The sequence below is a fragment of the Rheinheimera sp. SA_1 genome (genome assembly GCF_001669775.1).
Lineage (GTDB): Bacteria > Pseudomonadota > Gammaproteobacteria > Enterobacterales > Alteromonadaceae > Pararheinheimera.
In genome coordinates, this window is record NZ_LXWK01000011.1 from 988,990 (window position 1) to 1,004,836 (window position 15,847).

3 protein-coding genes are annotated in these 15,847 nt (G+C 48.9%); all 3 read right to left on the reverse strand.

Annotation, left to right across the window (positions count from 1 at the left end; translation table 11 throughout):
• Position 1: 1 nt before the first annotated feature.
• The 3 genes from A5320_RS05170 to A5320_RS05180 are packed head-to-tail and all read right to left on the reverse strand — an operon-like array spanning position 2 to position 15,845.
• Positions 2-11,062, reverse strand: a complete 11,061-nt coding sequence (locus A5320_RS05170) for a non-ribosomal peptide synthetase (protein ID WP_068061804.1) — start codon at positions 11,060-11,062, stop codon at positions 2-4.
• A complete protein-coding gene (locus tag A5320_RS05175; protein WP_068061807.1) occupies positions 11,059-14,409 on the reverse strand; it encodes a non-ribosomal peptide synthetase in 3,351 nt (1,116 codons plus the stop codon). Before A5320_RS05175 ends, A5320_RS05170 begins: the two co-directional genes overlap by 4 nt.
• 14 nt (positions 14,410-14,423) lie before the next feature.
• Positions 14,424-15,845 carry a hypothetical protein gene (locus A5320_RS05180; protein ID WP_068061810.1) on the reverse strand — a complete coding sequence of 474 codons (1,422 nt, stop codon included), beginning with the start codon at positions 15,843-15,845 and terminating at the stop codon, positions 14,424-14,426.
• Positions 15,846-15,847 lie beyond the last annotated feature (2 nt).

The window sequence follows — 15,847 nt, forward strand, 5'->3', positions numbered from 1 at the left end:
ATTACCACTCCAGTTCTTCTAACCGCTCGTCGGACGTTACCAGAGTGCGGTTACTGAGTACCCGCATTGCAGTCAGTTCATCAATATATGCAGCCAGCGCTTGAATCGTGGGTCGTTCAAAAATATCCCGTACTTTCAATTCGATACTCAGTTGCTGACTGATCTCGTTGTTCAAACGCGTCACCAGCAAAGAGTGTCCACCCAACGAGAAGAAGTTTGCTGTGATGCTAAGTTCGGGTTGGTTTAACACTTTTTGCCAAATCTGCTGTATAGCAATTTCTGTCGTGCTGACGGGCGCAACATAGTCGTCCTGTCGTATCGCGACCCATTTGGGTAGAGCCTTTTTATCAATCTTGCCATTGCCAGTCAGAGGAAACTTTTCCAGCAACATAAAAGCAGAAGGCACCATAAAGGCTGGCAACTGCAGTTCCAGTTGTTGCCGGATAGCAGGTATTAACTGCCGGGCCACTGCCCTGAGCTGTGGCGCATTAACAAAATTACGGTGTTCAGCAGACTGACAGGGCTGGATCATCGGCAGGGCAGTCAAATCCGAGCGCGTCAGAATCAAATCAAGTCGCGATTTGTTGGTTTGATCCCAGGTGAACTGCAGTTGATATCCATAGTCCTGTGCCAGTTTTTCCAGTTGTTGCAATTGATCACAGCGGGTTTGGCCAACTGCAGCTTTCAGTGCCTGTATCTGACAGTTTTGGTGACTGAGCAAACTGTCAAATGCACGAATATCGGCATGAATCCTTGGATTAGTCATCCCGGTAACACCAAAATATGGTAACTGCTGTTGCGCAAGTAACTGTTCAAAAGCAGCTAGATCCTGCCAGCGATACCATTGAACAACCCGCGATGCCTGAACCGGAGTCTTGCGCAGTATCACATCATAGCGATAGCGCATCATCTCATTCAGCGACAATCCTGGTTTCAGCAAGATATCAACTTGGCCGATCGATAAATCCTGCTGCAACAATGCCGAAAAATAAGCCGGACTGAACAACAACTCCTCTTCATGCTGAATAGCTGAAGCTGCCCGTTGATACAGTTGCTCGGTTGACACCTCATCATCTGCTTTACAAATCTCAATTGATGCACTGAATGCATCCAGCAAATCCAGATTACGGATATCACCTAACAGGATGTTACCGCCAGGAGCCAGGCATTGCAGCATGTTTAACAGCACTTGCCGGAAGTAGTTGTAACTTGGGAAATACTGAGCCACCGAGTTAAGTATGATGGTGTCGTAATTCCCGCCATGAAATGCCTGCAGTGCTGTCGCATCTGCCTGCTGCAATGTCACATGCTGCCAGCCTAGTTTACTGATACCGTGCTGTACTTGCTGTAACACCGTCGCGGATATATCAATAGCCGTGACATGCTCGCACTGTGCAGCATAGCGGAACAACAACATGCCGGTGCCGACCCCAATTTCCAGGACTCTGGATGGTTTCAGCTGTTGAATCCGATCCACTGTTTGATCAACCCACTCTTTCATCTCCACCAGTGGGATTTGCATATCGCGATAACTACACTGCCAACCGGTAATATCGGTTTCAGGTTCTGCATCCGATTGACCCGCTTTTGCATAAGTACTGTCAAACACATCCTGCCATGCAGCTACTCCATGGTCATCATGAACCCCGTCATAGTGATCCAATAAGTGCTGGGCAGGCCGCAGATAAGCGACTAAGGCGGTGTCTCCGGCAGACGATGTCTGCGCCAATACCAAAGCCTCTTCCACCTCTGAACTTTGCTGGATTACATGTTCGACTTCACCGGTTTCGATCCGATATCCCCTGACTTTGACCTGTGCATCGATCCGACCAATATACTCCAACTCGCCGCTGGGCAACTGCCGGACCAAATCACCAGTTCTGTACCAGCATCGCGAGGCTTCACCAGCAAAACTATGTGTGACAAACCGACTTGCTGTCAGCTCAGGGCGTCCCAGATATCCTTGTGAAACGCCAGCTCCTGCCACCCATAACTCTCCTTCAACATTTACCGGCTGACATTGCTGACGAGCATTACAAACCACTGCAGTCAAATCAGGCAATGGCCGCCCGATAATCGATTTACTGTTCGCTTCAGCGACTACTTGATGATACGTAACGTGCACCGTCGTTTCAGTGATCCCATACATGTTTATCAAACGGGTATGTGCACTATGGCTAGCGTCAAACCAAGCCGACAATTTATTAAATGCCAGAGCCTCTCCACCAAAACAGACAAAACGCAGTTGATGTGGTTGAGAATGGTTGCACAAAGGTGCGATCAACGGATAAAAAGCTGAAGGCGTCTGGTTCAGCACTGTCACTGCTTCTTTGCATAATAAATCAGCAAATGCGGCGGCAGAACCGACCACATCCGCTGGTACTATCACCAGGCGACCGCCATACAACAGCGCTCCCCAGAGTTCCCAGACGGAAAAGTCAAAAGCGTATGAATGAAACAGAGTCCAACAATCCGTTTGGTTAAAACCAAACAGCTCATCCGAGCTACTGAACAGGCGACTGACATTGCCATGTCCGACCATCACACCTTTTGGCGCTCCCGTTGAACCTGACGTGTAAATCACATAAGCAAGGCTCTGGTCATCGACACTGTCTGCCAATGGCAAGTTATCTGATGAAAACACCATCTGCTGCAGTTGTGGTTGATCCAAATCCAGACGACTGACCGCAGTTGGCAATGCCAGCACAATATGCGATTGAGTCACGACATAACGTACGGATGAATCTTCAATCATGTATTGAAGCCGAGATTCAGGATAAGCCGGATCAAGTGGTAAGTAAGCTGCTCCAGTTTTCAGAATAGCCAGTATCGCAATCACCATCTCCAGCGAGCGTTCAACTGACAACCCCACCAGCATATGCGGCTTCACACCTTGTTGTAGCAGGTACCGCGCCAACTTGTTTGCACTTAGATTTAGTTGCTGGTACGTCAGGCTGGCATCACCAAACACTAAGGCCGTCTTGTCTGGTTGTAGGGCAGCCTGCCTTTCAAATTGTCGGAACACCAACTCTGAACCAGCAACCGGGGCAGCTGCCAGCAAAGTAGGTAGATCCTGTGCCGCTACTAAAGCAACAGATTCGATCCCAGCTGTATCATTGGCCGTTAGCTGCGCTAACAGCAACTGATAACTTTCAGCCAGCCTAATGATTGTCTGTTCGGTAAACAAGTCCGTATCAAACGCCCAGTACAGAGACAACGCCCCGTTTGTTTCCTCAATCATCAGGTGTAGGTCAAACTTGCTGTCCAGATGTTGTCGTTTGACCGGTTCAAGCTTCAAAGCTGGTAGTTCGATACTACCCAGATCGTTATTTTGTAGCACAAACATAATCTGAAACAATGGATTATGGCTGTTTGTTCGTGCGGGATTCAGCTCCTCCACTAACAGATCAAATGGCAAATCCTGATGCGTGAAAGCATCCAGAATCATTTTTTTATTTTGTTGCAGAAAATCGGTAAATGCCGGATCGCCATTCAAATCACTGCGTAACACGACGCTGTTGACAAAAAAGCCAATCAACGACTCTAAATCCTGATGCTCACGCCCTGAGACCGCAGTACCAATCACCACATCAGTTTGATTACTGTACCGACCAATCAAGATGGCAAATACCGATTGCAAATACATAAATAAGCTGACGTTGTGCTTGAGACATTGGGCTTGGATCTGCCCAGTCAGACCGACCTCTAACCTTTGCTGCCAGGCTTTTCCACAAAAACGTCGCTGCGCTGGTCTGACTTTATCAAGCGGCAGATTATGCAACTGTGGCATAAATTGCAGCTGTTTGCGCCAGAACTGCACACTGTCATTGACCTGAGCACCACTGAGCCAGTGGGTTTGCCATAATGCAAAATCGGCATACTGGACTGGCAAAGGTGCTAATGGTTGTATCTGGTCACCGGCAAAGTGCTGGTACAGAGCGCCGAACTCTCGTAGCAGGATCCCCATCGACCAGCCATCCGAAATGACATGGTGCATATTAAACAGCAATACTGAACACTGTTCAGCGCACCGAATCAATTTAAATCGAATCAGTAACTCGTGCTGCAAATCAAACACATGACGCGATTCCTGATCCAGCAACGACATAATCCGTTGCTGCTGGCTCGTTTCGTCGTCGTGCCTCAAATCAAACTGCTCTAACGGCAAGGCCACCTGTGCCCGGATCAATTGCCACGGCTGCCCACCCTCCTCATAAAAACCGGTTCGAAGCGCTTCGTGCCTTTCCAGCAAAGCGTCCAGCGCCAGATACAGGGCTTGTTCATCAAGCTGGCCACGTATGGTAAAGCCCCCTGGCATATTGTATTCACTACTACCTTGACTGTAACGGTCAAGAAACCACAAGCGTCGTTGTGCGTACGATAATGGCAGTTGTTCTGGCCGATCCATCACTTTCAAATCGATTGCAATGCGCCGGTGTGCCTGCATAATAAACGATGCCAAGGCCTCAATGGTCGGCTGTTCAAAGATGAGCCGCAATGGCAACTCAACCTGCCATGTCTGGCGTACCGCACTGATCAAACGAATAGCAATCAGAGAATGGCCACCAAGCTCAAAAAAGTTATCCTGTATCCCCACTTGCCCGACCTGAAGTAACTTCTGCCACAGTTGACAGAGCTGCTGTTGCATCGGGTCCCTCGGTGCGACATAACAGCGCTGGCTGGCAGCAGTTACGTCGAGTGATAGCAGCGCTTTTTGATCAACTTTACCATTGGCAGTTAGTGGCAATTGTTTTAGCATCACAACCGCTGTTGGGATCATGTAATCAGGTAACTCCCCAGCTAAGGCTGTTTTTACCGCAGAGTTGATATTTTGAGAGTTAATGTCATGTTGGCTGGCTATTGCCACAATAAAGGCCGCTAACTGACGATGCTCAGCATGCCCCACCACAAGCACTATCGCTTCCTCCACCCAAGCTAACTGATTTAAACGCGCTTCGATTTCACCAAGCTCAATACGAAATCCTCGCAGCTTCACCTGATGATCAACCCTACCAATAAACTCGATAAGACCATCTGCTAAATAACGGCCAATATCCCCAGTTTTATATAAACGACCTAATCTATGGTGTTGGATAAACCGGGCTGACGTTTGTTGTTGATCACAACAATAACCACGGGCAACGCCCAATCCACCTATATACAATTCGCCACTGACGCCCGGTGGGACTAGTTGACCAACAGCGTTAAGAATGTAAAACGCCTGCCCTGACATAGGCTTGCCATATGGAACGCTCTTTAAATGAGCAGGATCGGTCACTATCGGGTAATGGATCGACCAGATAGATCCTTCGGTCGCACCACCCAAACTATGTACCTGACTGTTGGGAAAAACTTGCCATAAGCGGCGAGGTAACGTCGGAGCAATCCAATCACCACTCATCCAGATATGCCGTAAGGCTGAAGTACAATTTCGCCCTAGTAATTCCAGTTGCTCAGCTAACATCGAAGCGGAAGCAGGTACTGAGTTCCACAGGCTAATTTGATGTTGTTCAATCAGTGCCAGCCAATGGGCCGGATCCGATGCCATAGCGGGCTCCGGGAAAACAACTGTTCCGCCGGCAGCCAACAACCCGAATAAATCATAAACAGATAGATCAAAACTCAATGCAGAGACAGCTAATACCTTGTCATTGGCGGTGATCGCGAACCGCTGGTTCATATCGAGTAAGGTATTTACAACGGCATGGTGTTCGATTTCAACCCCTTTAGGTTCGCCGGTTGAGCCTGAAGTGAAAATAACATAAGCCAGATTCTCAGGTCGTTGCAACGGCTGGTAGCTCACTGCATCTGGTACCACGTCAGAGAGCTGCAACAGAGCCTGCTGGATGAGATCACTGATGTCTAATTGGTTGATCTCAGCAGACGGTAGTTGATCTTCAGGCCGGCATACCAACACAAGTCGACTGCCTGATTTTTGGTAAATATGCTGACACCGTTGGGTTGGCCAATACACTTCCAGCGGCAGGTAAGCTGCACCTGCCATCATCACAGCCAGAGTTGCAATCAGTTGATAACGCCCTTTCGGGATCCGGACACAAATCAGTTGCTCTGGACAGACCGACTCAGCACGTAACTTCTGAGTAACCGCCATCGCTGCCTGATACACTTGCGCATAGGTCAAACAGCCTTGCGCATCTATCAACGCCTGTTGTTGTGGCGCAGCAACGACCTGCCGAATAAAAAGCTGCTCGACAGTTTCTGTCGCACGTTGATCATGTAAATCAGGGTTAAACTCCTTGAGTAGCTGAATTTGCTGTGCGGCAGGTAACAGAGGCAGCGCCAGTATCAACTGTTCGGGCTGCTCGGTCACAGCGGCTAACAGACAGGCAAAATGAGTCGTCATTTGTTCGATTGTCGACGCCTCAAAAATATCCGCGTTGTACTCCCAGGCAAAATTGAGCTGTTGTTCAATTTGGTCAACATGCAGAATCATGTCGAACTTGGACGTAACCTGCTGTGCCAAATAAGGTCGGATCGCCAAATCGCTGAGCTCAATGGCAGAGCGTTCATTGTTGTCCATCGATAACATGACTTGAAACAGCGGCGCATGACTGGCCGTTCGAACTGGGTCTAACGCTTTTAATACCTGCTGAAATGGGACATCTTGATGATGCAAAGCATCCAGAGTCACTTGTTTGACTTGTTGCAAATACTGGCTGAAAGTGAGCTGTCCATCACACTGAGTACGAAGTACCAGTGTATTCATGAAAAAACCAATCATTGATTGCAACGCCGGGGCCTGACGGTTCGCCACCGGAACACCGATAACTACATCCTGCTCATTGGAATAACGCGACAACAACAACGAAAAAGCCGCATGTATTACCATAAACAAAGTAACATCTTGCCGCAGGGTTAAAGTTGTTAACCCTGCGATGACCGCCGGATCCACCTTGAAACTGACTTTTCCGCCGCGGTAACTCTGTTGTGCAGGCCGTGGTTTGTCCGTAGGTAAACTGTGTACCTGGGGTAAATCACACAGTTGCCGCTGCCAGTAGAGCAGTTGGTGCGCATGTTTTTGTTGTGCGTTTGCGGATTGCGACCACTGCGCATAGTCCACGTAATGCAATGTCGGAGCAGCTAAGCCAGCAGGTAGTCCACTTAGCTGCGACTGATAAAGCGCAGCAAATTCCCGCACCAGCAATGCCACGGACCAGCCGTCACAGGCAATGTGGTGTACACTTAGCAGCAACACAGCATGCTCAGACGCTAATTTATACAACACTGCTCTGAGCATCAGATCCTCAGCCAGATTAAAACAAACAACACCGTGCTCAGCCAGCAAACGTTCGAGCCGATCCTTCTGTCCATTTGGCTCTGCAGATAGGTCTACTTGCTGCAATGCAACACACCGCCCCGGATTTACCCGTTGCTGTACGACACCATCTTGTTCAAAATAAGTTGTGCGTAATATTTCATGTCGTTCTACCAAAATGGTTAGTGCTGCAGCAGCAAGCTCAGGCCTGAACTCTCCGCACAGTTCAAGACTGAGATTGATATTATATTCAGGACTACCAGCTTGCATCCGATCAACAAACCACAGCTGCTCCTGTTGAGCGGACAAATTGTGATGCGCTTGCACACGAGGGACGGCTTTAATTTCAATCGCGTCAGCGTCCCTTTGCCGTTCGCCGATATAATCAGCGAGCTCACGAATGCTGGAGTGGTTAAACATAGCGGCAACCGGTATTTCATATCCTAAAAGGTAACGAATCTCGGCTAACAGCCGAACCGCTAATAATGAATGCCCGCCAGCACGGAAGAAATTAGCCGTCACACTCAACTTATCCGCGGTTACCTTCAGTAACTTCGCCCAGATCTGGACTAACTGCTGTTCTAGCTCGGATGCTGGCGCAACGTATTGTTGCTGCAGCGCCATGAAATCAGGGGCTGGTAGAGCATTGCGATCAATTTTTCCATTCACTGTCATCGGCAATTGTGGCAACGGAACTATTGCTGCTGGCATCATATAGTCTGGTAACCGAACCTGGAGTTCCTGCCGAACGAATTCCAGCAGCTCAGCAGATGTTGTACTGATATCTGGTACCCACACCACATAAGCGACAATTTGCAAAGTACCGTCGCTTGTAGCTCGGGTCACCACTACGTTCGAACTAATGACCGCAAGTTGATTCAATTGGGCCGAGATTTCGCCCAACTCAATTCGATATCCCCGGATCTTAACCTGTTCATCAGCACGTCCCATATACTCCAACTGACCATCAGCCATGTATCGCACTAAATCGCCTGTGCGGTACAAGCGCGCGTTAGGAGTTGCACTGAACGGGTCAGTTACAAAACGCTCAGCAGTTAAAGCTGGTCGATACAGATAACCCCGAGCCAGGCCAGCTCCGCCAATATACAATTCACCGACTGCAAACTCAGGCACCAGTTGCTGCTGCGCATCCAACAAGTAAAATGTCATGTCTGCCAGTTTCTGACCAATGACCGAACGACCTTGCTGATTTGGGTCAACCGGCCAATAGGTCGCATGCACTGTTGTTTCGGTAATACCGTACATGTTGACAAACCGTGTCAACGTCTCTGGGTACCGGCGATGCCAATTCTGCACCACAGAGGATTCAAAAGCCTCACCACCAAAAATGATGTAACGCAGCGTCAGCAAATTCTGCGCTGAAGTCAGTAAAGCATCACTAAGTGCCTTGAACGCACTGGGTGTCTGGTTAAGTACAGTAACTTTTCGTTGCTGACACAGAGCTATCACCTGCTGAGTATCTCGCGTTAAGCCGGGTTCCGGCACCACCAAATGTCCACCATAAAACAAGGCTCCCCACAACTCCCACACAGTAAAATCGAAGCATATGGAATGGAACAGTAACCAGGTGTCCTGTTCACTAAAGTCAAACAAGGATTCAGTGCAACTGAATAATCGGCGGACATTACGGTGGGTTTGCATCACTCCTTTGGGTTGCCCGGTAGAACCTGAAGTATAAATAAGATAAGCCAGATGATCCGGAGTCAGGGCCTGCGACGCCATGACAGTGGTCACAACAGCATTACTCCGCAATTCTTGACAACAATTGCCAAGCTGCACCATCAGCAGTTCAGCCTCTGTCAATGACTGCAACCTCGTGTGCAGAACCTGTTCGACCAGCAACAACCGCACTTGACTATCCTGCAACATATAGGCGATGCGATCATCCGGATGATCAGGCTCTAAAGGGACATAAGCCCCGCCCGCCTGCAAAATAGCGAGAATCGTTATGATTAGCTCAGCCGATTTTGGCAAACAAACCCCAACCAATACGTCCGGACCAACCCCCTTACTTTGCAGATAATGAGCCAGCAGTTCGACATGTTGTGCCAGCTCGGCATACGTCAGCGTCTGCTCTGCAAAACTCAGTGCTATCCGCTGCGGAAACAGTTTGGCAGCCTGCGCAAATTTACTGTGAATAAAACCATCATCATCATCTGGCAAACAGCTCTGCTGCACCGGATTATAGTGCTCCAGCAAACGTTGCTGCTCCTGCTCGCTCAACATCGGTAAATCAGTCAGCGCTGCCGCAGGATTGGCCAATACCGCAGTAAACAAGTTGCTCAGATGCTGATTGAATTGACCGACTCGTTCAGCACTAAATAGTTCGGTATTGTAAATCCAGTAAAATTGCAAACCATCATCGTTGAGGTTGATATAGATATCTAAATCGAATTTGGCCAGTCGCGCATCATCCCTCACCAACGATAATTCAACCCCTGGTAACTGGAAACGCTGCTGCTGATTTGGTTGGAAAGTTGGCTCAGTAGTAAATGAAAACATAATTTGAAACAATGGGGTAATTGCAGCATCCCGCGGTACCTGCAACCGCTCAACCAAAGCATCAAAAGGAATATCCTGATGATCTTGCGCGTCCAGATTAATCTGTCTGACATGCTGTAACAACTCGGTAAAGGTGTTTTGCCGGTGCTGTGTTCTCAATACCAGTGTATTGGCAAAAAAACCAACCAGCGGCTCAAGTTCTTTTAGCCTTCGGTTCGCTATAGGAGTGCCCAGTAGTACATCCTGCCCAAAGCTGTGCCGTGATAACATCAGTGCCAACACTGCATGACAGAACATAAACGCCGTTACCTGTTGTCCTTTGGCAACATCCCGCAACAAACCGGCACTTTTCGCTGGTAACCCTCCCCGAACGACAGCAGCCTTATGAGTCATGCGTGCTGGTCTGGGATAATCCAAAGGGATGCCATGAGTTAATGGTGCATCTGCGAGCTGTTGCGACCAGTAAGCGGTTTGTTGCATCAGCTCCTGCTCGTTCAGCCAGCGACGCTGCCACAAAACGTAGTCAGCGTAACGAAATGGCAGTACCGGCAACGTGACGACTAACCCTGAGATTAGTTGCTGATAAATCTGACAAAATTCTCGCAACAGCAATTCAAGCGACCAGCCATCGCAAGCGATATGATGGATATTCAGTAATAAAACACCATGAGAACGACCGTCTGCAAGTGCCGAGAGCTCAATACAAGTGGCTCGCAACATTAAATCATCGGCCAGATTAAAGCTACGATTCATCTCATCGCGCAACAGCTGCGATAAACGCTGCTCTTGGATGTCCGGCGACAGTTCGCTCAAATTACAGTGGCTTAACTGAAACACAAAACTATCCCGAACAAACTGTTCCGGCTCATCACCACGCCGATAGCCAGTTCGCAAGATGTCATGCCGCTTGATTAACAACATCAATGCCTGCTCTGCCAGCCCGACATTTATCTGACCTGTGAAACGAACTGGCAGCGGATTGTTATACTCCGGACTGCCTTGCTGGATTTGATCCACTAGCCACAAGCGTTGCTGGGCAAATGACAGCGGGAACACATTGTTTCCATCAGAATACGGTTGTAACTGCTCACGCTGCCGATTGCTGAGCCACTGGATGATTTCGGATTTTCGCTCTTGTAGCTCCGCACGAATTGCCGACGTCACCAATCCTGGCGGCGCATTGACTTTCAACTGACCGTCGCCGGCCAGTTGCAGGCTGATTTGTTGCGCTACACACCATCGTATAAAATCTTCAAGGTTCACAGAATAAATTCCTCACTCTGGCCGACATCTGTCTGACTCAGCAGGTTAAATGTGTCGCCGCCCGCAGGCAGCTGGCGTTGGTCGATAATGACAGCCAGCGACTCAATGTTGGCATGTTCAAAGACTTCGCGAATGGTTAATCTCAGCCCAAACTGCTCTTGTAAGGCAGCCAGTAAACGCGTCAGCAATATGGAGTGACCACCCAGATCAAAAAAGCTGCTTTGGCAGTTAATCTGTGCCGCAGGCACCGCCAGTAACTCTGCCCAAATCAACACTAATGCATGCTCGGTTTCAGATTGCGGCCCTCGAAAATTCTGACTAACTGCTAAATTCTGGCTGGATGGCAATGCTGCTTTATTCAGCTTGCCATTGAGCGTCAGCGGCAGTTTTTCCAGAACCATAAAGGCAGCCGGAATCATATAACTGGGCAGTTGTTGCGCTAAAAAAGTTTTGCATTGGTTAATTAACTCAGCCTCTGCAATAGGCCAGCTCGCCGGCTGAATATACGCAACCAATCGAGCGCCTTCCTGCGCAAGTTGCTCCAGCAATACAACACTAGTGCTCACTGAAGGATGTTTGCTCAACTGCATGGCAATTTCATCGGGTTCGATTCGGTGCCCGCGCAATTTTATTTGTGCATCAAGCCGGCCAAGAAACTGCAGCTGACCATCTTGCATCCACCGTACTTTGTCCCCGGTACGATACCAGCAACTCTGAGTATTCGGACATTGCACAAAACGCTGACGAGTCAACTCAGGCTGATTCAGATATCCTGCTGCCACACCAGGACCACCTATATATAACTCACCAGCAGCACCCGGCGGTAATAGCTGCGCATCCTGACCCAACACCTTTAACTGATAACCTGGTAAAGGTTTACCTAGAGGGATAGCGGCAACATGAGACTGGACTTGATATGAGGTCGCCCATACCGTCGTTTCTGTCGGTCCGTACATATTGTGAATTTGAGCAGATGTTAGCTGCAGCAACTGCTCAGCCAACATCGGTGGGAATACTTCCCCGCCAATATAAAGCTGTTGCAGACTTTGTAATTGGTGCTTTGCAGCAAGGCCACTCAGATGCATTTGAGCAAAAGACGGAGTACATTGCAGATGACTGACTCTGTTCGTGACTATTGCCTCTGCAACCGACTGCGATTGGTCCGGCGACCAGAGCACCAGGGTCAGGCCAAACGCCAAACTGCCAAAAATCTCCAGTACTGAGATATCAAATGCCACACCTGTTACCGCCAGCCAGGTGCCGCCACCTTGCAGCTGTGCAGCCATGGTCTGCAGAAAATGAACAGCGCTGTGATGACTAACCATCACTCCTTTCGGTTGCCCGGTAGAGCCCGAAGTATAAAGAATGTAGGCCAATGATTGGCCGTCGACGACAGGCATCTGTTGAGCAGCGCTCATAGCTACGCCACTGATAACTTGTTCGACAACCGCGTCATTCAGCGTCAGACTAACTTGACTATCCTGCCGCATATAATCAAGCCGGTGTTGCGGATAACCTGGCTCTAATGGTAGATAGCAGGCGCCGGCTTTTAATACTCCCAGCAGCGCAACAACCAGCCATTCGGTCCTACCCATTTCAACAGCGACTACCTGACCAGCGCTCACGCCTTGCGCCTGCAGATAGCAGGCAACCTGGTCTGACAAACCATCCAATTGTAAGTAAGTCAGCTGGCGGCCTTCACATTGCAAAGCTATCTTATCAGGTTGTCGTTGCACCGAATTTGTAAACAATTGATGTAAAGTCTGTTCTTGGATCCCTTGAACTGCTTGCCTGTCAGCTGGTTTCAGCCCACCCCACTGCTGCAATAATGTCTCATCAGACGCTTGCATCACAGGATAAACAGCCAAAGCGCGAGCCGGATCTGCCAATACCGCCTGCAACAACACTGCATAACTAGCTGCAAGCCGAGCCAAAGAAGACGCGTCAAACAAGGCAGTACTGAAGTTCCAATCCAGCTGATAGCCATCGGCAGTTACAGTGATCGCCAGCTCCAAATCAGTTTTCACAGTTTTTGCTTTCAGACTGAGCTCGGCAAGTTGCAACCCGGAAAGGGACAGCTCGGCTTTACCGTGACTGTGAAACGAAAACATCAGTTGGAACAATGGAGAGTAAGCCAAATTACGTTCCGGCTGCACGCGTTCAACCACCATTTCAAATGGGACTTCCTGATGCTGAAATACATCCAGAACCATGGTTTTGGTTTCAGCTAGCAACTGACTGAAGGTGTGCCCCGCCTGCAGCCGACTGCGCATCACAACAGTATTAGCAAAATACCCCACCAACGGTTCAATTACCGATTGGTGCCGGTTTGCCACCGGACACCCAATCAGTACATCCTGCTCATCACTGTAGCGGGCTATCAGTAGCGCAAACACGGAATAACACAACATAAATGGCGTTACATCGAACTGTTGACAGCAATGATGGATCTGAGAAACCACTTCTGCCGACAACTTCGTACTGACACAATCGCCGGTAAAACTTTGTTGTGGTGGTCGAGGACGGTCAGTACTGAGTCGGTGTATAGCCGGTGCCTCGGCCAGATGGGAGCGCCAGAATCCCAGCTGCTGTTCAAACAAGTCCTGATTTGCCTGTTGCCAATACGCATAATCAGAATACTGTACAGTCAGTGACGGTAAGGACAGCGGGTCACCTGCCAGCAAATCGCGATAACAACTGGCAAGCTCCTGCACTATGATCCCCAGTGACAAACCATCACAGGCAATATGATGCACAATCAATAGCAGGACATGCCTTTGCTCAGCCAGTTTAACTAAGGTGACCCGGATCGGGATCTCCGTAGTCAGAACAAAAGGTAACAACTGCTCTGACACGAAAAGGTCTGCAAGTTGTTGCTCACTGGGTTGGTCACTCCAGTCCAGCTCACACATAGGCATCTGCGCCTGCGGCTGGATAATCTGACGGGTGCCGCTGCTATCGTAAGTGGTGCGCAAAATTTCATGACGGCTAACCAGTGTATGCAAGGCATTTTTCAGTAAAGTCAGCTCCAGAGGTCCGTTCAGCTCAAGAGCCACAGACATATTATAATGCGCACTGCCTTGTTCCAGTTGGTCGATGTACCACAGACGTCTTTGACCGAAGGACAATGGAGCTGTCTGCTCATGCAACGCAGTAATGCGGGTGCTTTGCTGTCGGTGTTGATGTTGCAACAGGTAATCGATTAACTCTGATTTGTACTGTCGTAATTGCTGCAACAGTGATTCCGTTGGCATATCATCAAACACTACCTCCAGTTTAGAGTCTTGCACCGCTAGGCTAACGCCTTGTTCGGCGCAAAGTGCAATGATCTGTTCTGTTAAGTTCATATTTAGCCCGCCTGCTATAAAGTCATTTTTAGTTTTTGTGGTTGTTGTTCTGTCACAACAAATTCAACTGCGCCCCGCGCCAGATTTATTACCGTATCCTCATGAGCAGCCGGTACTCCACGACACCAGGCACCGGCATACCGGTTATCAAATCCAAAAATACCCCACACCATCCGGTAACTGTTAAAACCTGATCGCTGGTCGGCACTGGCAACTAAATCCGGCGCGCAGTATTGCTGGATTAGCCAGTCCGGATCCTGTTGATGTTGTTGATAAAAGGCTATCCAATCTGCCGCCGGTACTGAATGCCCTACCAGCACATCTTTACCTTGCATGGAACGGGATTTTTTAAATACCAGCTGTTGCTGTTGGTCACTGACAAATGTCTTGGTTGGATAGATTTGCCCATGATAACTCACGGTTGGTTGTGCCAGCTTCGCTGACCAAGGTATGTGATCCTCAACAAGCTGCCATTCTGCGTCGCTCAGGATTTGCCGACTTCGCGGTTCATGCAATAACGCAAACAACATCTTCACCGACAACAAAGTCAGACGCTCACTGTCGGGATAATAGAATTTATTTTTTTCCGAATACCCCTGCAATTTTGCCTGGAAACTGATGGGCAACTCATCACCTTTCACTATCGGTAATAACAATGTATCCATTACAGTACCCTGCCAGGCAATATTGCCGTCGGCTAACCACTCAATGTTATCTAAATCATTAAAAATCGTTAGAGTTGCATTGGGATATTGCTCAGGACGGGTCAACATGACCATCTGATACAGATGGTCATGGACCCGCTGCAGATTTGCTGTCGCGGTAGCTGGCAAATAAATAAATACATTGCCTTGCGCTGCAAATCCTTTCAGACGCCAGATCGATTGCCAGACCGCCTTAAACGTATTTTCTGAGATCCGCCGGTATTTATGATTCCAATGTTTGACTTCACCAATGTGATCCAGCACTTGCCTGATCTCAGGATATAGCCAGTCAGACCACCAGCCTCCGAGCGACGAGCCGACATTCAGCTCAACCAGCTTCAGTTGTTGCCCGGCCATTATCGCGTCATAACGACACATCAGATCTGCGGTGTCAGGGCCCTGACTCCCGAATCGCTGTAACATCAACTCTGAAATTCCAAGATACTGACAAACCCACTGTGGATCATGTTGATAGTAGTAACGCAGCACTTTGCTGAACACTGATGGCATACTTTCAACCACCCGCGAAAAACAGCGGATGATCCGCTCGTCAATAACAACGGGCCAGGGGCTTACGTTATAACGAAAATCACTGATGAAATCTGAGATACTGCTGTTAGCATCATCAAAAGCTAAGTGGGCTAGGCTGGCGTTGTTCTGCAACAAAGCTGCCAGCTCAGCGAACAGATTTGAGTAATAACTATTGTCGCTCTGGTGCTGACCAACCGTCATAT

Bases quoted from the DNA above. Each gene is read 5' to 3' on its own strand.
- A5320_RS05175 (WP_068061807.1), bottom strand. From the start codon at position 14,409: ATGAACTTAACAGAACAGATCATTGCACTTTGCGCCGAACAAGGCGTT.
- A5320_RS05180 (WP_068061810.1), bottom strand. From the start codon at position 15,845: ATGACGGTTGGTCAGCACCAGAGCGACAATAGTTATTACTCAAATCTG.